The 19693-nt window shown below is 68.5% G+C and carries 19 protein-coding genes; 15 read left to right on the top strand and 4 right to left on the bottom strand.

Annotation, left to right across the window (positions count from 1 at the left end; translation table 11 throughout):
* Positions 1–3 precede the first annotated feature (3 nt).
* The 7 genes from M3149_RS06815 to M3149_RS06785 all read left to right on the top strand — a co-directional run bounded on the left by M3149_RS06815 (position 4) and on the right by M3149_RS06785 (position 6169).
* On the top strand, positions 4–927 hold the full coding sequence (locus M3149_RS06815; protein ID WP_251708584.1) for a LysR family transcriptional regulator: 924 nt from the start codon (positions 4–6) through the stop codon (positions 925–927).
* Between the two features lie 68 nt (positions 928–995).
* Positions 996–1484: a flavodoxin domain-containing protein gene (locus tag M3149_RS06810; RefSeq protein WP_251708583.1), complete on the top strand. Its 489-nt coding sequence runs from the start codon at positions 996–998 to the stop codon at positions 1482–1484.
* Between the two features lie 123 nt (positions 1485–1607).
* Positions 1608–2795 carry an ABC transporter substrate-binding protein gene (locus tag M3149_RS06805; RefSeq protein ID WP_251708582.1) on the top strand — a complete coding sequence of 396 codons (1188 nt, stop codon included), beginning with the start codon at positions 1608–1610 and terminating at the stop codon, positions 2793–2795.
* A gap of 62 nt (positions 2796–2857) precedes the next feature.
* A complete protein-coding gene (locus M3149_RS06800) occupies positions 2858–3721 on the top strand; it encodes a branched-chain amino acid ABC transporter permease (RefSeq protein ID WP_251708581.1) in 864 nt (287 codons plus the stop codon).
* On the top strand, positions 3718–4701 hold the full coding sequence (locus M3149_RS06795; RefSeq protein WP_251708580.1) for a branched-chain amino acid ABC transporter permease: 984 nt from the start codon (positions 3718–3720) through the stop codon (positions 4699–4701). The genes M3149_RS06800 and M3149_RS06795 overlap by 4 nt, the downstream gene beginning before the upstream one ends.
* Positions 4698–5459 (top strand): ABC transporter ATP-binding protein, encoded by a 762-nt coding sequence (locus M3149_RS06790; RefSeq protein ID WP_251708579.1) that lies wholly within the window; start codon positions 4698–4700, stop codon positions 5457–5459. The genes M3149_RS06795 and M3149_RS06790 overlap by 4 nt, the downstream gene beginning before the upstream one ends.
* Positions 5459–6169 (top strand): ABC transporter ATP-binding protein, encoded by a 711-nt coding sequence (locus tag M3149_RS06785; RefSeq protein ID WP_251708578.1) that lies wholly within the window; start codon positions 5459–5461, stop codon positions 6167–6169. The genes M3149_RS06790 and M3149_RS06785 overlap by 1 nt, the downstream gene beginning before the upstream one ends.
* Before the next feature lie 15 nt (positions 6170–6184).
* Here M3149_RS06785 and M3149_RS06780 read toward each other — a convergent pair whose 3' ends face one another.
* Entirely contained in the window at positions 6185–6904 is a 720-nt protein-coding gene (locus M3149_RS06780) for a GntR family transcriptional regulator (RefSeq protein WP_251708577.1), read from the bottom strand.
* Positions 6905–6978: 74 nt separating this feature from the next.
* On the opposite strand from M3149_RS06780, the gene M3149_RS06775 reads away from it, so the two are divergent.
* From M3149_RS06775 to M3149_RS06740, 8 genes are all read left to right on the top strand, one after another.
* Positions 6979–8346 carry a Rieske 2Fe-2S domain-containing protein gene (locus M3149_RS06775; protein ID WP_251708576.1) on the top strand — a complete coding sequence of 456 codons (1368 nt, stop codon included), beginning with the start codon at positions 6979–6981 and terminating at the stop codon, positions 8344–8346.
* The gene (locus M3149_RS06770; protein WP_251708575.1) at positions 8343–9818 is read left to right on the top strand and encodes a glutamine synthetase family protein; all 1476 of its coding nucleotides are present in this window, start codon (positions 8343–8345) and stop codon (positions 9816–9818) included. Before M3149_RS06775 ends, M3149_RS06770 begins: the two co-directional genes overlap by 4 nt.
* Positions 9819–9829: 11 nt before the next feature.
* Complete coding sequence (locus tag M3149_RS06765; protein ID WP_251708574.1) at positions 9830–10153, top strand: 2Fe-2S iron-sulfur cluster-binding protein; 324 nt, start codon at positions 9830–9832, stop codon at positions 10151–10153.
* Between the two features lie 23 nt (positions 10154–10176).
* A complete protein-coding gene (locus M3149_RS06760) occupies positions 10177–10872 on the top strand; it encodes a fumarylacetoacetate hydrolase family protein (RefSeq protein ID WP_251708573.1) in 696 nt (231 codons plus the stop codon).
* A 105-nt stretch (positions 10873–10977) separates the two neighbouring features.
* Positions 10978–12024, top strand: coding sequence for a TRAP transporter substrate-binding protein (locus M3149_RS06755; RefSeq protein ID WP_251708572.1), 1047 nt, complete (start codon positions 10978–10980; stop codon positions 12022–12024).
* A 73-nt stretch (positions 12025–12097) separates the two neighbouring features.
* A complete protein-coding gene (locus M3149_RS06750) occupies positions 12098–12652 on the top strand; it encodes an NUDIX hydrolase (protein ID WP_435370730.1) in 555 nt (184 codons plus the stop codon).
* A 3-nt stretch (positions 12653–12655) separates the two neighbouring features.
* On the top strand, positions 12656–13843 hold the full coding sequence (locus tag M3149_RS06745) for an MFS transporter (RefSeq protein WP_251708571.1): 1188 nt from the start codon (positions 12656–12658) through the stop codon (positions 13841–13843).
* A complete protein-coding gene (locus tag M3149_RS06740; RefSeq protein WP_251708570.1) occupies positions 13840–14325 on the top strand; it encodes an EVE domain-containing protein in 486 nt (161 codons plus the stop codon). The genes M3149_RS06745 and M3149_RS06740 overlap by 4 nt, the downstream gene beginning before the upstream one ends.
* Here the strand turns inward: M3149_RS06740 and M3149_RS06735 are convergent.
* Genes M3149_RS06735 through imuA form a run of 3 tightly spaced genes read right to left on the bottom strand, consistent with a single transcriptional unit; the run spans position 14319 to position 19475 of the window.
* Positions 14319–17462 carry an error-prone DNA polymerase gene (locus M3149_RS06735; protein WP_251708569.1) on the bottom strand — a complete coding sequence of 1048 codons (3144 nt, stop codon included), beginning with the start codon at positions 17460–17462 and terminating at the stop codon, positions 14319–14321. The genes M3149_RS06740 and M3149_RS06735 overlap by 7 nt on opposite strands.
* Before the next feature lie 8 nt (positions 17463–17470).
* Positions 17471–18769, bottom strand: coding sequence for a Y-family DNA polymerase (locus M3149_RS06730; protein ID WP_251708568.1), 1299 nt, complete (start codon positions 18767–18769; stop codon positions 17471–17473).
* Positions 18723–19475 (bottom strand): translesion DNA synthesis-associated protein ImuA, encoded by a 753-nt coding sequence (gene imuA, locus M3149_RS06725; protein WP_251708567.1) that lies wholly within the window; start codon positions 19473–19475, stop codon positions 18723–18725. The genes M3149_RS06730 and imuA overlap by 47 nt, the downstream gene beginning before the upstream one ends.
* Positions 19476–19693 lie beyond the last annotated feature (218 nt).

Here is a 19693-nt window from a genome sequence, read left to right as displayed (position 1 = left end):
ACGATGAAGGTCGAGCAGCTCAACTTCCATCACCTGTTCTATTTCTGGCGTGTCGCCCGCACCGGCCAACTCACGCGCGCGGCACAGGAACTGCACGTGTCGCAGTCCTCGCTGTCGACGCAGATCCGCCAGCTGGAAGAGCGTCTGGGCAGCCCGCTGTTCGAGCGCAGCGGGCGGCGGCTGGAGCTCACGGACACCGGCCAGTTGGCGCTGTCCTACGCCGAGAACATCTTCGGCCTGGGCCAGGAGTTGCTGGGTCGGCTGCAGGGGCAGAGCGAGGGCATGGTCCGCCTGCGCGTCGGCAGCGTGGCCACCATGTCGCGCAACTACCAGGAGAACTGGATCCGGCCGTTACTGGCCGACCCGACCGTCACCCTGTCGCTGGAGTCCGGCCTGCTGGCGGACCTGCTGTCGCGGCTGCAGCAGCACCAGCTGGACGTGGTGCTCGCCAACGAAGCCGTGCCCTCCGATCCGGATCGGCCGCTGCACTGCCGCTTCCTGGGCAGCCAGGCCATCTCGCTGGTGGGCCCTGCCCGGACGTGGCGAGGCCGCAGCCTGCGCGTGCCGGACGATCTGGAGGGGCTGGAGCTGGCCCTGCCGGGCCCGCGCCACGCCTTGCGCGGGCAGTTCGACGCGCTGTGCGTGGCCGCGGGCGTCGTGCCGCGCCTGCGGGCCGAGGTGGACGACATGGCCATGCTTCGCCTGCTGGCGCGCGACAGCGGCTGGCTCACGGTGCTGCCCGAGGTGGTGGTGCAGGACGAACTGCGCACCGGTGCGCTGGTGACGGTGGGCCGCTCCACCCAACTGCAAGAGAACTTCTACGCCATCACCACCTTGCACCGACACCGCATCGAGCGGCTGGAGCAACTCCTGGCGGCCGCACCACTGATGGCCGACCCGCCCCCGGCGCAGGCTGCGGGAACTTGAACGACGCGGCCATGACTCGCGGGTTTACCCCATGATGCACCGCGAGAACATGCACTAAAGTGCGTGTTATGCCATCCCAACCGCCCACCAAGCTGCTCATTCTCGTGGGCACCGTGACGAGCACCGCCGAGTACGTCGCGCAAGCCATCGAATTGGACAGCTCCGATCTCATCGAGCGCATCGAGGTGCGGATGATGGACGGGCTTGACCCCAGCGTGTTCGACGAAGATGCACTTTACGTCATATGCTCGTCCACCTATGGCACGGGTGACGTGCCGGACAACGCCCAGGCGTTTTACGCCTCGCTGGAGAGCCAGCCTCGCTTCCTGGGCCATGTGCGTTACGGGCTGATCGCGCTCGGCGACAGCCTGCAGTACCCCCAGACCTTCGCCAACGGCGGGCGCCGCTTTGACGAACGGCTGCGCGACCTGGGTGCCGTGCGCATCGGCGAACCGCTGATCCTGGACGCCTCCAGCGATGACGACCCCGAGGCCGTCGGCGCGGCCTGGTGCCGGCAATGGCTGACCCAGGCACTGGCCGTGTCAGACCCGGCCTGACACCGCATTTATTTCAGTTCTGAACATTTCAGATTTGAAGCGCATAGGGTAATTCAGGATCGCCAAGCACCGCCCGACGAACCTACAGTGCCCCGTATCCATAACCCCCAGGAGACCCAGACCATGACCACCCGCCGTCTCGTCCTGACCCGCAGTGCCGCCGTGATCGGCGCTGCATCCTCCGGCCTGCTGCTGCCGCAGATCGTGCGCGCGCAGTCCGACAAGGTGCGCGTGGGCTTCATGCTGCCTTACACCGGTACCTTCGCGCAGTTGGGCGTGGCGATCGAGAACGGTTTCCGCATGGCCCTCAACGAGCAGGGTGGCAAGCTGGGTGGCCGCGAAGTCGAGTTCTTCAAGGTCGACGACGAATCCAACCCGGCCAAGGGCGTGGAGAACGCCACGCGCCTGGTGCAACGCGACAAGGTCGATGTGCTCGTGGGCACGGTGCACTCGGGCGTGCAGATGGGCATCCACCGCGTGGCGCGCGAATCGGGCGTGCTCAGCCTGATTCCCAACGCCGGCGTGCACGTGGCCACGCGCGCGCAATGCGCACCCAACGTGTTCCGCACCTCGTTCACCAACAGCCAGCCCACGCTGGCACTGGGCAAGCCCATGATGGAGCGCGGCCACAAGAAGGCCGTGTGGATCACCTGGAGCTATGCCGCGGGTGATGAGGCCTTCGAGGGCTTCGAGCAGAGCTACACCGCGGCCGGCGGCCAGATCGTCAAGAAACTCGCCCTGCCCTTCCCCAACGTGGAGTTCCAGGCCCTGCTGACCGAGATTGCCTCGATCAAGCCCGATGCCGTGGCCTGCTTCTTTGCGGGCGGTGGCGCTGCCAAGTTCCTGCGCGACTATCACGCCGCCGGTCTGAGCAACAGCATCCAGCTCTACGGGTCGGGCTTCCTCACCGAAGGCGTGCTCGACGCCGCCGGTGACGCCGCCAACGGCGTGCTGACCACCATGCACTACAGCGACTCGCTGGACACGCCGCGCAACAAGAAATTCCGCCTCGACTACGCCAAGACCTTCAAGCTGCAACCCGACGTGTACGCCGTGCAGGGTTACGACACCGGCCTGCTGCTCATCAAGGGCGCGAACGCCGTCAAGGGCGATATCGGCAACAAGCAGGCGCTGTACGCGGCCATGCGCGGTGCCGAGATCGACAGCCCGCGCGGCAAGTGGAAGATGAGCCCGGCGCACAACCCGATCCAGGACATGTACCTGCGCCGCGTGGAGAACAAGGAGAACAAGGTGATCGGCATCGCCGCCAAGGCCGTCGCCGATCCGGCCACCGGCTGCCGCATGGCCTGATCCTTGCGTCTTTCCCCCTGCAAGCCGGCGCCCTTGCGGCGCCGGTTTGACGTCTGCACTCCATGGACTTCGCCAACCTCCTCATCCAGCTGCTCAACAGCGTCCAGTACGGGCTGCTGCTGTTCATGCTGGCCGCCGGCCTCACGCTGATCTTCGGCATCATGGGCGTGGTCAACCTCGCGCACGGCAGCTTCTACATGCTGGGCGCCTACCTCGCGTGGTACTTCACCTCCGCGCTCGGCAGCCTCACGCTGGCCATCGTGCTCGGCACCTTGCTGGCGGTGGTCTTCGGCTGGTTGCTCGAGTGGCTGCTGTTTCGCCACTTCTACCACCGTGACCACCTCGACCAGGTGCTGCTCACCTTCGGCCTGATCTACATCTTCGAGGAGATGCGCTCCATCTTCTGGGGCGACGACGTGCACGCGGTGCAGGTGCCCGAGGTTCTGAACTGGTCGATCCCGCTCACCGACACGCTGTCCTACCCGGTCTACCGCCTGGTCATGTCGGGCATCTGCATCGTGCTCGCCATCGGCCTGTACCTGCTGATCAGCAAGACGCGCCTGGGCATGAAGATCCGTGCGGGCGCCTTCAACCGCGACATGACCGAATCGCTGGGCGTGAACATCCGCCTCATCCACGGCGTGGTGTTCGCGCTGGGCGTGGGCCTGGCCGCCATCGCCGGCATGATCGCCTCGCCGATCGCCAGCGTGTACCCCGGCATGGGCAGCTCGGTGCTGATCATGTGCTTCGTGGTGGTGGTCATCGGCGGCATCGGCTCGGTGCGCGGTGCGCTGGTGGCGGCCTTGCTGGTGGGCCTGGTCGACACCTTCGGCAAGGTGCTCGTGCCGCAGATCGCGGGCATGGCGGTCTACATGCTGATGGCGCTCGTGCTGCTCTACAAACCCGAAGGCTTGTTCAAGCAATGAGCGCTGCAAAAGCCCAACTCGAAAAACTGCCGCGCAGCATCCAGTTCGTGCTGGCACTGGGTGCCATCGCGCTCGCGGCGTTTCCGTTCGTGCCGCTGGACGGCGGCGACTTCTACCTCGGCATGCTGTCGCAGATGATGATCCTGGCCATCTTCGCGATGAGCCTGGATCTGCTGCAGGGCGTGAGCGGCCTGGTCTCGCTCGGCCACGCGGCCTTCTTCGGCATTGCGGGTTACGCGCTGGCCTTCATGACGCCGCCGGACACGCCCATCGCGCTGTGGTGGTCGCTGCCGCTGGCCGCATTGGCCGCCGGCCTGGCGGCGCTGGTGATCGGCTTCTTCGTGGTCCGCACCCACGGCATCTACTTCATCATGGTCACCATGGCGTTCGCGCAGATGGTGTTCTTCCTGTTCTTCGACAACAAGTCACTGGGCGGCTCCGACGGCATCTACGTGACCTTCCGCCCCGACGCCACCGCGCTCGGTATCGACCTGGACAACAAGCTCGTCTTCTACTACTTCACGCTCGCGCTGCTGCTGCTCATCTACGTCGGGCTGCGCCGCCTGCTGTTCTCGCCCTTCGGCCGCGTGCTGGCCGGCATCCGTGTCAACGAACACCGCATGCGCGCGGTGGGCTATGGCACCTTCGGCTACAAGCTCACCGCCTTCACGCTGGCCGGTGCGTTGGCGGGCGTGGCGGGCTACCTGTGGGCTGCGCAGACCGGCTACGTGAACCCCGAGCTCATGGGTTTTCACATGAGCGCGCACGCCATCATGATGGTCATCCTCGGCGGCATGGGCAACTTCGCGGGTGCCATCGTCGGCGCCTTCGCCTTCGAGTACGTGATGCACGTCTTCAAGGACATGACCAAGCACTGGCAGCTGCTCATGGGCGGCTTCATCGTGCTGGTGGTCATCGTGGCGCCGCGCGGCCTGCTCGGCTTGATCGAGCGCTTCACCAAGCGTGGAGAGAAGGCATGAACGAACTGCTGCTCTCCGCAACGAACCTCACCAAGCGCTTCGGCGGTCTGGCGGCCGTGAACGACGTGTCGGTGGACCTGCACCGCGGCCGCATCCATGCGGTCATCGGCCCCAACGGCGCGGGCAAATCCACGCTGACCAACCTGCTCTCGGGCGATCTGCCACCCACCAGCGGCAGCATCCGGCTCAACGGGCAGGACATCACCGGCCAACCGCCCGAGCGCATCTCGCGCCAGGGCCTGGGCCGCAGCTACCAGAAGACCAACATCTTCCTGCCCTTCACCGTGTGGGAGAACGTGCGACTGGCCGCGCAATCGCGCGAGCGTCATGCGCCCTTCAACCCACTGCACTGGATCAGCCCGGCCGGGCGACTGGCCGAGGTGAACCGGCGTTGCGAGCGCGCGCTGGAACTCGCCGGCCTGACGGCGCGCGCCAACAGCGTGGCCGCCGCCACCAGCCACGGCGAGCAGCGCCAGCTCGAGATCGCCATGACACTGGCCACCGAACCCACCGTGCTGCTGCTGGACGAACCCCTGGCCGGCATGGGCGCGGCCGAGGCCGAATCGATGGTGGCGCTGCTGCAGCGCCTGAAGGCCGAGCACGCGGTGATGCTGGTGGAGCACGACATGGACGCGGTGTTCGCGCTCGCCGATGTGCTCACCGTGATGGTCAACGGTCAGGTGATCGCCAGCGGAACGCCCGAGCAGATCCGCAATGACGAAGGCGTGCAGGCCGCCTACCTCGGGGAGGAGCATTGATGTCCATGCTCATCGAAGCCCGCGGCCTGCACACGCACTACGGCCAGAGCCACATCCTGCGCGGTGTCGATTTCACCGTCGGTCCGGCGCAGACCATCGGCCTCATGGGACGCAACGGCATGGGCAAGACCACGCTGCTCAAGTCGCTCATCGGCCTCGTCAAACCCAGCGGCGGCACGGTACAGGTGAAGGGCCGCGACATGACAGGTGCCTCGCCCTATGCCGTGGCGCGCCAGGGCATCGCCTATGTGCCCGAGGGCCGCGGCATCTTCGGCAACCTGAGCGTGAAGGAAAACCTGGTGATGGCCGCGCGAGCGGGCACCAAGGGCCAGCGCGACTGGACCTACGAGCGCGTGCTCGACACCTTCCCGCGTCTGGCCGAGCGCCTGAACCACGGCGGCCAGCAACTGAGCGGCGGCGAGCAGCAGATGCTCACCATCGGCCGCGCGCTGATGACCAACCCCGATCTGCTGATCCTCGACGAGGCCACCGAAGGCCTGGCGCCGCTGATCGCGCGCGAGATCTGGCGCATCTGCGGGCTCATCCGCGAGAGCGGCATCAGCAGCGTGATCGTCGACAAGAACTGGAAGCACGTCACGCAGATCACCGACCGCAACGTGATCCTGGTGAAGGGCGAGGTGGTGTTCGAAGGAGCGACGTCGGAGTTGCTCGCCAAGCCGGAACTCCTGGCGCAGTACCTCGGCGTCTGAGGCGGGCCGGTGGTGTCAGCCCACCACCAGCTTCATCAACGGCATCACCCGCTCGCTCTCGCTGCGCCGCTCCAGAGCCAAGCGCATGTTCATCTGCGCCACTTCGGTGTGTTCGGTGGCCAGTGCCTGTGCGCGCGCGCCCTCGCCACGCTTGAGCGCGTCGAACAGCATGTGGTGCTGGCGGTGGGCGTAGAGCATCCAGTCGCGGTCGAGTGCCACTGCGCCCTGCATGGGCAGCATGGCCGAGGCCGGTGCGAACGGCAGCTTGTCGTTGAGCGCCACGGCGCGCTGCAACGCGCGGTTGCCGCAGGCGTCCAGGATGAGCGCGTGGAAGCGGTCGTTCATCAACGCATAGGCGGCGTAACTCGCCAGCGTCAGCGGGTCGTCCGCCAGCAGCCGATCACCTTCGTCGAGCACCGCCTGCAACTCGTTCTGCAGCGCGCGCGGCACGCCGTGCTCAGCCACCAGCCGCGCGGCCATGCCTTCCAGGTGCCCGCGTACCGCGATCGCGTCGATCACCTCCTGCGCCGTGAACTGACGCACCAGGTACTTGCCGGTCTCGTTGGCCTCGACCAGGCCCTCTTGCTCCAGCGTCACCAGGGCCGCGCGCACCGGCGTGCGGGAGGCACCCAGGCGCTCGGCCAGTTGTTGCTCGGCCAGGCGCTGGCCGGGCTCGAATTCGCCCGACAGGATCCAGTCGCGCAACTGCATGAGAACGGTTTCTTGCAAGCTCATGGCCACAGACTGTACACTGAACCAAAGAAACGGGATACCGTTTTACCCCACCCCGGTACCAACACAGGCCACGCATGAAAGCCGAACTCAACCAACGCCTCACCCAGGTCGGCCCCGGTACCCCCGGTGGGCGCCTGCTGCGCCGCTACTGGCAACCCGTCGCCCTGCTCGACGAGTTCGACGCGGCCATCGACCCTGCGATGGCGGTGCGCCCGGTCAAGCCGGTGCGCCTGCTGGGCCAGGATTTCGTGCTGTTCAGGAACGCGAAGGGCCGTTTCGGCCTGCTCGACCGCGACTGCCCGCACCGCGGCGCCGACCTGGCCTATGGTCGCAACGAGGGCGATGGCCTGCGCTGCCCGTTTCACGGCTGGAAGTTCGACATTGATGGCCGCTGCCTGGAAACACCCGCCGAGCCCGCGGGCAGCACGCTGTGCAACCGCGTACGCCAGCAGAGCTATCCATTGATTGAACGCAGCGGCGTGCTGTTTGCCTGGCTAGGCGACGGCGAGCCGCCACCACTGCCTGCGCTCGATTGTTTCGAGGCACCGGCCACGCACACCTTCGCCTTCAAGGGCCTTTGGAACTGCAACTGGCTGCAGTCGCTGGAGGTCGGCATCGACCCGGCACACGCCTCCTATCTGCACCGCTTCTTCAATGACGCGCCGCTGGACGACGCCTACGGCAAGCAGTTTCGTGGCGCCAGCGCGGGCGAAGTGGCGGGCGAACGCTGGCCCATGACGCGCGTGATGCGCGAGTTCGGCAGTCCGGAGATCTCGCACGAGCCCAAGCCCTGGGGCATCCAGCTCACCGCGCTGCGCAAGCTCAACGATGAACTCACGCATGTGCGCGTGACCAACGCCGTTTTCCCCCAGACCTTTGTGATCCCGCTGTCCGAGACCATGACGATCACGCAGATGCACGTGCCGGTGGACGACACCCGCAACTACTGGTACGCCTTCTTCACCAGCTTCGACGCACCGGTGGACAAGGCCGCCATGCGCAAGCCGCGCCTGGACGCGGTGACGCTGCCCTTCTTCGAGCCCAAGACGGGCCGCCACAACCACTGGGGCTTCAACCCGCAGGAGCAGGTGGAGCGCACCTACCTCGGCATGGGCGAAGACGACATCAACGTGCACGACCAGTGGGCCTGCGAGAGCATGGGCGCCATCCAGGACCGCACGCGCGAGCACCTGGGCACGTCGGACAAGGTCATCATGGCCAACCGCCGCCTGCTGCTGCAAGCCATCGATGCCGTGGAACAAGGCGGCACCGCGCCCGGCATCGGCGACGCGGCGAAACACGCCGACATCCACGGCCCCGACACCATCGACGGCTTTGCGCCCACCGGCGCCTGGCAGACCTGGTGGCAGGACGCCGTGCGCAAGCGCCGCGAAGCCGCGCCCTGGACGGCCCCTCACGAAGCGCTGGCGGGCGCGAAATGAGCTTCGCCCACCGCTGCGGCGTGCACGACGCCGCGCGCGAGGACGCGTGCCAACGCCTGGCGCGCTACATCGAGGAGCGCGGCATCGAGCGCTTGCGCCTGGGCTGGTGCGACGCGCACGGCCTGCTGCGCGGCAAGACGCTGATGCCGCACGCCGCGGTGCGCGCGCTGCGCGATGGCGTGGGCATGGTCGGCACGCTGATGCTCAAGGACACCGCCGACAAGACCGCGTGGAAGGTGTTCGAGCCCGGCGCCACCGACGACCTGCCCGGCTTTGCGGGCGCGGCCAACCTGCTGCTGCTGCCCGATCCCGCCAGCTTCGTGGAACTGCCCTGGGCGCCCGGCACCGGCTGGCTTCGCTGCCAGCCGTGGCATGCCGACGGCACACCGGTGGACTTCGACAGCCGCCGCGTGCTGCAGACCGCGCTGGCTGCGCTGGCGCGCGAAGGCCTGGGCTTCAAGACCGGACTGGAGGTCGAGTTCCACATCTACCGCCTCACCGACGCCACGCCGCAACTCGACCCGATGCGCGCTGCCTGGCCGGGCGAGCCGCCCGCGGTGCAGATGATCCACCCCGGCTACCAGTTGCAAGGCGAAGCCATGAGCGACATGGCCGACGAGGCGCTGCGCATCGTGGAGCGCACCGCCCTGGGCCTGGGTCTGCCGCTGCAATCGCTGGAGATCGAACTCGGCCCCAGCCAGGTGGAAGCCGTGTTCGACGCCACCGATGCCCTCACCGCGGCCGACCAGATGGTGCTGCTGCGCAACGGCGCGCGGCAGGCGCTGCGCCGCGCGGGCTATCACGCCACCTTCATGTGCCGCCCGCCGTTCCCGAACATCATGTCCAGCGGCTGGCACCTGCACCAGTCGGTGGTGGAGCTGGCCAGCGGGCGCAACGTGTTCGTGCGCGACGAACCCGCGGTGGGCAACACGCCGCGCGATGCGCTGCACACGCTCGGCAAGGCCGGCGCGCACTGGCTTGCGGGCCTGCTGGCGCACGCACGCGCGCTCACGCCGTTGTGCACCCCCACGGTCAATGGCTTCGGGCGCTTCCGGCCCAACGCGCTGGCGCCGCAGGCCATCCTGTGGGGGCGCGACAACCGCGGCGCCATGCTGCGCGTGGTGGGCAGCGCGGGCGATGCGGCCACACGCATCGAGAACCGCCTCGGTGAGCCCGCAGCCAACCCCTACCTGTGCATGGCCGCCCAGATCCACGCCGGGCTCGACGGCCTCAAGCGCGGCCTGGTCCCACCAGCGGGCACCGAGGCGCCCTACGCCGCCGGCAGCGAGCGCATCCCCGACAACCTGGGCGACGCGCTGGCCGCGCTGCGGGCCGATACCGCGCTGGTGGACGCCCTCGGCGCGTCTTTGGTGAACCACTTCTGCCGCATCAAGCAGCAGGAACTCGAACGCCACGCCGCCGCCGAGGACAAGACCGATTTCGAGCGCCGCGAGTACTTCGCGCGCTATTGATGCCAGACACCATGATCACCATCCACCTCATCGCCGCCGACCACAGCACGCGCGAACTGCGCTGCGCTCCCGGACAAAGCCTCATGAAAGCGGCCGTCGACGCCGGCATCGAGCAGATCGCCGCCGACTGCGGCGGCACCCTCACCTGCGCCACCTGCCACGTCTATGTGGACGAGGCCTGGGCCGCGCGCCTGCCCGCGCCGGTGGCCGACGAGGCCGACATGCTCGACTTCGCGGCCGCGCCGGTGAAGCCCACCAGCCGCCTGTCGTGCCAGATTGCACTCACCCCCGAACTCGATGGCCTGGTGGTGCACTTGCCGGCCACCCAGTACTGACGACGGGTGGCACACTCAGAACCATGAGCTACCTCTTCCCCCCACCACCCACCGTGTCCGTGCCCATCGTTGGCCGTGGCGAACGCTTCCCCGTGCACCGCATCTACTGCGTCGGCCGCAATTACGAAGAACACGCCAAGGAAATGGGTTTCACCGGCCGCGAGCCACCGTTCTTCTTCCTCAAGCCGGCCGATGCCATCGTGGTCGCCGACGCGGGGCAGACCGCCACCATCCCCTACCCCAGCCTGACGAAGAACCTGCACCACGAGATCGAACTCGTGGTGACCATCGGCACCGGCGGCCGCAACATCGCAGCGGCCGATGCGTTCAATCACGTCTATGGATATGCGGTCGGGCTGGACATGACGCGCCGCGACCTGCAGGGCGAGATGAAAAAGCAGGGCCGCCCCTGGTGCATCGGCAAGGCCTACGATCATTCCGCGCCCATCGGCCCCATCACGCCCGCTGCGCAGGCGGGCGACGTGGTCAATGCCGCCATCTGGTTGCAGGTCAATGGCGCGGACCGCCAGCGCAGCAACGTCAACAAGCTGATCTGGAACATCGCCGAGACCATCGAACACCTGTCGGCCGCCTGGGAACTGCAACCCGGGGACCTCATCTACACCGGCACGCCCGAGGGCGTGAACGCAGTGGTGTCGGGCGACACCCTCACCGGCGGCGTGGACGGCCTCGTGCCGATCACCGTCAAGGTGGCGTGAGCGGGAACAGGCGGTGACAGGCGGTGTTCGGGTTTGACCTCTCACCGCTGGGCCCACTCACGATTTAGGCTTCAACCAAGTTCATCACCACGGAGACCCTCCACCATGATCCAGCGCAGAACCCTGATCCAGTCCGGTGCGGCCCTCGCCCTGGGCGCGCCGGCCCTCACCGGCTTTGCCCAGCAAAGCGTCACGCTGAAGTTCCACACCTTCATGGCCCCGCAGTCCAACGTGTGGCTCAACATGCACAAGGCCTGGATGGACAAGGTCGAGAAGGACTCGGGCGGTCGCATCAAGTTCGAGGCCTACCCGGCCATGCAGCTCGGCGGCTCGCCGGTGCAGCTGTACGACCAGGCGCGCGACGGCGTGGTCGACGTGGTGTGGACGCTGCCGGGCAACACCCCGGGCCGCTTCCCGCGCATCGAGGTGTTCGAGCTGCCCTTCATGATGAACAACGCGGAGGCCACCTCGCGCGCCTACTGGGAATACGTGCAGACCGTCGCCCAGGACGAGTTCAAGGAAGTGCAGCCGATCGCGCTGCAGGTGCATGGCCCGGGCATGTTCCACATGCGCAGCAAGCTCATCAAGACGGCCGACGACCTGCGCGGCTCCAAGGTGCGCGGCCCGACCCGCCAGATCACCAAGATGCTGGGTTACCTGGGCGCCACGCCCGTGGGCATGCCGCTGCCGCAGATCCCCGATTCGCTCTCCAAGGGCGTGATCGACGGCTGCGTGATCCCTTGGGAGGTGGTGCCTTCGGTGAAAGTGCACGAGCTCACCAAGTTCCACAGCGAGTTCGATCCGGCCGGCGGCGCGCTCTACACCACCACCTTCGTGATGGCGATGAACAAGGCCAAGTACAACAGCCTGGCGCCCGATCTGAAGGCCATCATCGACAAGAACTCCGGCATCGAGACCTCGGGCTGGCTGGGCAAGACGCAGCAAGGCGGTGATCCGGCCGGCCGCAAGGCCGCTGCCGATCTGGGCAACACCATCCACAAGATCTCCGCTGCCGACGCGCAGGAGTTCAAGCGCAAGGCGCGCCTGGTCGAGGTGGAATGGATGCAGGACATGGACAAGCGTGGCTTTGACGGCAAGAAGCTGTTCGAGACCGCCAAGGCCCTGATCGAGAAGCACGGCAAGAAGGCGTAAAGCACTGCTGCCGCACGAGGCCGGGATCACCCGGCCTTTTTTTCGCCTCCACGCCCGCCGCTACACTGCCCTGATGCTGCGTCCGCCGTCCAAGTTCTGCCGCAACTGCGGCACCGCTGTGCAGATGCGCCTGCCCGACGATGGCGACACGCGCGAACGCGCCGTGTGCCCGGCGTGCGGCACGGTGCATTACGACAACCCGCTCAACGTGGTGGGCACCGTGCCCGTGTGGGGCAGCGACGGCGCGCAGGTGCTGCTGTGCAAGCGCAACATCGAACCGCGCTGGGGCAAATGGACACTGCCCGCGGGCTTCATGGAGCTCGGTGAGACCACGGCCGAGGGTGCACTGCGCGAGACCGATGAAGAGGCCGGCGCGCAGATCGAACTCGGTGAGCTCTTCACCCTCATGAACGTGCCTCGCGTGGGCCAGGTGCACCTCTTCTACCGCGCCCGGCTCCTCAGTGACCGCTTCAACCCTGGCCACGAAACCATCGAAGCACGCTTGTTCCGCGAGGACGAGATTCCCTGGGACGAGATCGCCTTTCGCACCGTGCGCGAAACGCTGCAGCACTACTTTGCCGACCGGCGCAACGGGCGCTTCGGCTTCCACACCATCGACATCGTCTAGGCCATGGACGGCAACACCTCCCTGGTGCTGCGACTGGGCACCGCCCAGACCCTGGCCTGGGCATCGAGCTACTACCTGCCCGCCATTCTGGTCCGGCCCATGGCGGCCGATGCGGGCGTGCCCGTGGGCTTGGTCTGGCTGGCCTTCTCGCTCGCGCTGCTGTTGTCGGCCGCGGTCGGCCCCTCGGTGGGTCGCGCCATCGACCGGCTTGGAGGACGCCCTGTGCTCATGGGCACCAGCGGCTTGTTCGCGGCCGGCCTGGTCCTGCTTGCGCTGGCGCAGGGGCCGGTGTCCGTGTTTGCGGGCTGGCTCGTGATCGGCGTGGCGATGGGGTCGGGCCTGTACGAGGCCGCGTTCGCCACGCTGGTACGCCTGCAGGGGCAGCAGGCGCGCGGCGCGATCACGGGCATCACCTTGCTCGGCGGCCTGGCCAGTACTGTCGGCTGGCCGTTGTCGGCGTGGATGGAGGTGCAGTTTGGCTGGCGCGGCGCCTGCCTGGGTTGGGCCGCGTTGCACCTCTTGTTGGGCCTGCCGCTCAACGCCAGCCTGCCGCGCACCCAGGCGCTGCCCGCGCCGGAGGCGCTGGCGCCGCAGGGCAGCCTGGCCGCGCCACCCGCGCAGCGCCATGTGGCCTGGGTGCTGGCCTATGTGTTCGCGGCCACCTGGTTTGTCAGCACCGCGCTGGCGGCCCACCTGCCCGCCCTGCTGATGGCCGGCGGCTTGTCACTGGCCGGGGCACTGGCGATCGGTGCGCTGGTGGGGCCGGCGCAGGTGGCTGGGCGCCTGCTGGAGTTCGGGGGGTTGCGGCGTTTTCATCCGCTGTGGGCGGCGCGATTCGCGGCATCCATGCACCCGCTCGGCGTGCTGGTGTGGATGGCGCTGGGCGCCGTGGCGGCGCCGGTGTTTGCGGTGCTGCATGGCCTGGGCAACGGCATGCTCACCATCGCCAAGGGCACGCTGCCGCTGGCCTTTTACGGACCGGTGGGTTATGGGCGTCGGCAGGGCTGGATCGTGGCGCCCTCGCGCGTGGCGCAGGCCTTCTCGCCGCTGGTGTTCGGCTGGCTCGTCGAACGTTGGGGCGGCGGGGCCTTGTGGGTGTCTGGCGCACTGGTGGGCAGTGCGCTGGCCTGCCTGTGGTGGCTGCGCGTGCCAGGGCCACCGGTCCAGGCAGCCAGGGAGCTCGATCAATGACGCAGTATTGGTTGATGAAATCCGAGCCCGACGAATGCTCGATCGACGACGCGCTGGCTGCGCCACAGGCCACGGTGCCCTGGACGGGGGTGCGCAACTACCAGGCGCGCAACTTCATGCGCGATGCCATGCGCATCGGCGATGGCGTGCTGTTCTATCACTCCAGTTGTCCCCAACCCGGCATCGCGGGCCTGGCGCGGGTGGCGTCCGCACCGCACACCGACCTCACGCAGTTCGACCCATCTTCGCCCTACTTCGACGCCGCCTCCAGGCCCGAAGCACCGCGCTGGCAACTGGTGGACGTGCAGGCGCTGCGCAAGACGCGGCTGATCTCGCTCGCGGAACTGCGCGCCGAGCCGGAGCTGGCCGACATGCTGCTGCTCAAACGCGGCAACCGGCTCTCGATCACACCGGTGTCGCCGGCGCACTGGCGCTTCATCACCGACGTGCTGATGCGGCGAGCGACGCCGTCGGCTCAATGAAAATCGCGGCTCTGGCTGGTGCTCAACTGGCCGAGCAGCGGTGTGAGGTCCTCAAGGTGGCCCGCGATCAGGTTGCCCACCTCGCCTTCGCGCTGCCAGTGGCCGTACACCGCCAGCAGGCGTGACTGCAGCAGCACCTGGCGAAAGCGCTCGCGAATACGCCGCCACACGATGACCTGCACCACGCCGGTCTCGTCCTCCAGGCTCACGAACACCACACCGCTGGCCGTTTCGGGCTGCTGGCGCAGGGTGACGATGCCGGCGTGGCGCACCAGACGGCGATCGGGCGCGGCACGCAATTCGGCCGCACTCTGCAGGCGGCGGCGCTGCAGCGCCGGGCGCAGCAGCGCCAGCGGGTGGCTGCGCAACGTGAGCCCCAGGCTCGCGTAGTCCCACACCACGGCCTCGCCCTCCGGCGCTTCGGGCAAGGCCAGCGGTGCCTCGTCCACCGGCGCGTCGCGCAGCAAGGCGGGCGCGGCCTGCAGCGCCGCCGACGCCCACACCTGCTGGCGCCGGTGCCCGCTGAGCGACTGCAAGGCATCGGCCGCTGCCAGCAGCGCCAGCTCGCGCCGCCCCAACCGCGCCCGCCGCGCCAGATCGGCCACGCTGTCAAACCCACCCTGCGCCCGCGCCCCCACGATGCGCCGCGCCACCGCTTCGCCCAACCCATCCACCAGCCACAACCCCAACCGCACCGCCTTCTTGTTGGGGTCAGATTCCTTGTTGGGGTCAGATTCCATTTTTCCGGTGGCTTCCAGCACCGCCTCCCAGTCGCTGTGCAACACGTCCACCGGCCGCACCTCGATGCCGTGGCGGCGCGCGTCCTGCACCAGCTGGCGCGGGTTGTAGAAGCCCATGGGCTGGCTGTTGAGCAGGGCCACGAGAAAGGCATCCGGGTGGTGACACTTGAGCCAGCTGCTCACATAGACCAGCTTGGCAAAACTGGCGGCGTGGCTCTCGGGAAAACCGTAGCTGGAGAAGCCCTTGACCTGCTCGACCACGCCGCGCGCGAACCCGGCGTCGTAGCCGCGCTCGGCCATGCCTTGCAGCAGCCGCGCCTCGTACTGCCCCAGGCTGCCCTTGCGCTTCCACGCGGCCATGGCACGGCGCAGGCCGTCGGCCTCGTCGGGCGTGAAGCCGGCCGCGATCATGGCGATCTGCATGCACTGCTCCTGGAACACGGGCACGCCCAGCGTGCGGTCCAGCGCCTTCTCCAGGTTCTTCGGGTAGTCCACGGGCACCTTGCCCTGGCGGCGGTTCAGGTAGGGGTGCACCGCGCCGCCCTGGATCGGCCCTGGCCGCACCAGCGCGACCTCGATCACCAGGTCATAGAAGACGCGCGGCCGCAGGCGCGGCAGCATGCTCATCTGCGCGCGGCTCTCGATCTGGAACACGCCCACCGTGTCGGCGGCGCAGATCATGTCGTAGGTGGCCGCATCGCCACCGGGGATGTCCTGCATGCCGAAGGGGCGCCCGAGCCGGCGGCCGACCAGATCGAGCGCCTTGCGGATGGCGGTGAGCATGCCCAGCGCGAGCACGTCCACCTTGAGCAGGCCGAGCGCATCGAGATCGTCCTTGTCCCACTCGATCACGGTGCGATCGGCCATCGCGGCGTTCTGGATCGGCACCAGGCTGGAGAGTGGCCCGCTGGTGAGCACGAAGCCGCCGGTGTGCTGCGACAGGTGGCGCGGAAAACCCATGAGTTCGGCGGTGAGTTCGGCCAGCTGGCGCACCGCCAGCGCATCGGGGTCGAGGCCGGCCTCCACCAGGCGTTCGCGCTCGATCGCGCCTTCGCTCCACCAGCGCACCCCGCGCGCCAGGGCGTGCAGCGCGTCGGGCGCGAAGCCCAGGGCTTTTCCCACATCGCGCAGGGCGCTGCGCGGGCGGTAGCAGATGACGGTGGCGGTGAGCGCGGCGCGGTCGCGCCCGTATTTGGCGTAGAGGTACTGCACCACCTCCTCGCGCCGCTGGTGCTCGAAGTCGACGTCGATGTCGGGCGGCTCGCGGCGCTCGCGCGAGATGAAGCGCTCGAACAGCATGGTCATCTCGTCGGGGTTCACCTCGGTGATGCCCAGGCAGTAGCAAACCACGCTGTTGGCCGCGGAGCCGCGGCCCTGGCACAGGATGTGGCGGCTGCGCGCAAAGGCCACGATGTCGTGCACCGTGAGGAAGTAGTGCTCGTAGCGCAGCTCGGCGATCAGCGCGAGCTCGTGTTCGATCTGTTGCAGCCGCTCGGCGGGAACGCCGGCGGGCCAGCGGCGGGCCACGCCTTCGAACACCTGCTGGCGCAACCAGCTCGTGGGCGTGTGACCGGCGGGCACGAGTTCGGCGGGGTACTGGTAGCGCAACTCGTCGAGCGAGAAGTGACACCGCGCCGCCACGTTCAGGGTTTCGGCCAGCAGCCCGGGGGCAAAGCGCTGCGACAGCAGCAGGCGCGAGCGCAGGCGCTGCTCGGCGCTTTCGGCCAGCGCAAAACCGCAGTCGGTGAGCGCACGGCCGATGCGGGTGGCGGTGAGCACGTCGTGCAGCGGCTTGCGCGAACGCTGGTGCATGCGCACGTCGCCCACGGCCACCAGCGGCACGGCGCACAGGCCAGCGCTCTCGCGCAGGCGGTGCAGGTGCAGCTCGTCGTCGAAGGCGCGGCGCTGCACCACGCCCAGCCAGCAGCGCCCGATGAAGTGCTGCAGCAGCCAGCGCGCGATCGCGTCGCACGCGCTTTGCGGCGCGTGGCGCGCCGGCAGCGCAATGGCCAGGCAGCCGGGCAACGCGGTGGCGTCGATTTCATGCCGCGCCAGGTGGTACGTGCCCTTGGGCGAGCGCCGACGCAGCTGGGTGATGAAACCGCACAAGTGGCCATAGGCCTCGCGCGTGGTGGCCAGCAACACCAGCGCGAAGCGGCCGTGCTCGCCGTCATCGACCTCGAAGCGGCTGCCGATGAGCAGCTTGAGCCCGTGCGCCTTGGCCGCCACGTGCGCGCGCACCACGCCAGCCATGGTGCAGTCGTCGGTGATGGCCAGCGCGCTGTAGCCCAGCGCGTGCGCGCGCGCCACCAGCTCCTCGGGGTGGCTGGCGCCTTGCAGGAAGGAAAAGTTGGAGAGGCAGCACAGCTCGGCGTAGGCCGGCAGGGTGTCGGGCATGGGCCACCTCAGGCGAAAAAGCCGTGCAGGTACCAGGCCGGCTCGGCGCCATCGGTGGCGCGGGTCTGGAAGATCCACAGCAGGCCGGCCCGCCCGGAGAAGGCGATCCAGTAGTCACGCACCACCAGACGCATGTCGTGACGCGCCTCGTCGCGGTCCCACCAGCCGCCTTCGATACGTTGCGGCCCGAGCAGCAGGCGCAGCTCACCCAGGTAGAGCGGCCGATGCCCGCGCACCACCAGCTTGAGCGGCTCGGGCAGCAGAAAGCCCGGCTGCGGTGTGTCGCTGATGGGGGCGCTGTGGTGCGGCAGCGGCGCATCGGCCCACCGATCGGCCGCCCGCCATCGACACATCGCCTCGGGCCGGTGGTCGGCCACCAGCAGCGGGCGCAGCACGCGCGCTGCCCCGAGGCGCGCCGCGATGCGCTCGATCACCCGCGGCAGGGTCTCTCCCTCCTGCCCCGCATCCGGCAGCAGTGAGGCGCTGGTTTCCCGCAACGGTTGCACGTCGGTCGCGTGCAGCCAGAGCTCGCCCACCGGTGCCTGCAGGCGCACGTGGTGCAGGTGCTCGGCCAGCAGACGGAGCAGGTGGCTGACGTCGCGCGAAGGCCTGGCGGTGCGCACGGTGAGCTCATCTGTCGGGCCGACCTCGCGGGATCGCATCGCATCGTGCGCCCAGCGCAAGGTGAACGCGGTCACGCCACTGCGCCGGGCGCCCAGCCACAGTGCCATCTGCTGCAGCAGGCGGTGCGCCCCGAACACCAGCGCCGCAGCGTCGTCCACGCGTGCCATGAGCTCCAGCCGGGCCTCGAACACTTCGGGCAGGCGCACCCAGTCGTGCGCCTGGGGCGCCAGGCCGTAGAGCTGGTCGAGCGCGTGCAACAGCGCCTGGTCGAAGCGGCGGCCCAACCCCTCACGCGGCAGCCGGCGCAAGGCGCCCAGCGTGCGGCAACCGACCTGGGCCAGTGTGCGCTCGTGCGGCCGCGCAGCACTCAGCACGCCCAGTGGCAACGCATCGAGCGCATCGGCCAGGGTCAGCGTGCCGCTGTCGGTCTGCCCGGCGCGTGCCAGCGCGAGTGCCGCAAGCCCATTGGGCGCCCAGGCGACCTGCGTCACCCCATGCGACAGCGCCTGCACCTGCACCCGTTCGCGCAGCGTACGCCGGCCGCCGAACAGGCGTGCGCTGGCGGCCAGTTCCATGAGCACCGCCTCGTCAACGCAGGTCACGCGCGGCGTGAAGCCCAGCGCCCACCACGACAGCTCAGTGCAGGGCGTGTCCGGCGGCAGGCACAGGGCGCACCACCACATCGGCAACCTCCACCATCGGCACCGGCACACGGGCGGGCTGTGCGAGCCGCGGTGGTAGCACCGCGTCCAGCCCACCGGGCACCGACACAAGACGCAGCGGACGCGCCAGCGGCGGCCCTTTGCGCTTGAAGACATCGACCGTCAGAGCCCAATCGGGCCCCAACCCCACGCGCAGGCGCAACGGCGCAGCCGACGGTTCGCGTGCAGCCGTTTCGGGCCGGCACACGAAGGCCGGCGCCTCACAGGCAGCGGCCAGCACCTGCAGACGGCGCAACTGCGCCGGGCGCACCTGCGGCAGCCAGGCCACCAGCACCGCCCCTGTGCGGCCCTTGAGCAATTGCTCGGCGCTCCAGAGGCGCTCGGCTGCGCTGTCGGCCCGCAGCCAGACCAACCGGCCGGGTGCCAGGCCTGCGTGCTGCAAGCCCGGCGGATGCGGCGGATGCGGCGGCCCCACGAGCACCACCGGACGGGCCGCCACCGACGGCTGGCGCAGCCACGGCCCAAGCAGGCGCCACTCGAACGCGCCGCCGACCGGCCCCAGCAACTCCGTCAGGCCATGGCCTGGCCAGCCGCCGCCAGGCAGTTCGGCATCGAGCGCGTCGAAGCCGCTGGGCCAGGCGCGCGCCACCGGGCTGCCCAGCTGGTCGGCCCGCCACACGGCGCTCGGCCAAACCGGTGTGGCCTGTTTCAAAACCGACGGGGACACGGCGTCCTCCTGCCCATCAGCGGGACCATGTGCAACTCCTTTACTGTACGTATATAAGGGGTATCCGCTTAGCTCCAGTCGAGACTTTATACTGGATATCCATCCAGTAATGATGCTACCCCGTTTTGTGCGACGCGTGGAGCCTTGCGCACCACGTCGGCATAGGTGTAGGGGTCGGTGACCACGGCCTGCTGCAGCAAGCGGTAGAACAACAGGCC

The sequence above is a fragment of the Hydrogenophaga intermedia genome (genome assembly GCF_023715105.1).
GTDB classification, from domain to species: Bacteria; Pseudomonadota; Gammaproteobacteria; order Burkholderiales; family Burkholderiaceae_C; genus Hydrogenophaga; species Hydrogenophaga intermedia_A.
This window is presented reverse-complemented; position numbering and strand designations above follow the sequence as displayed.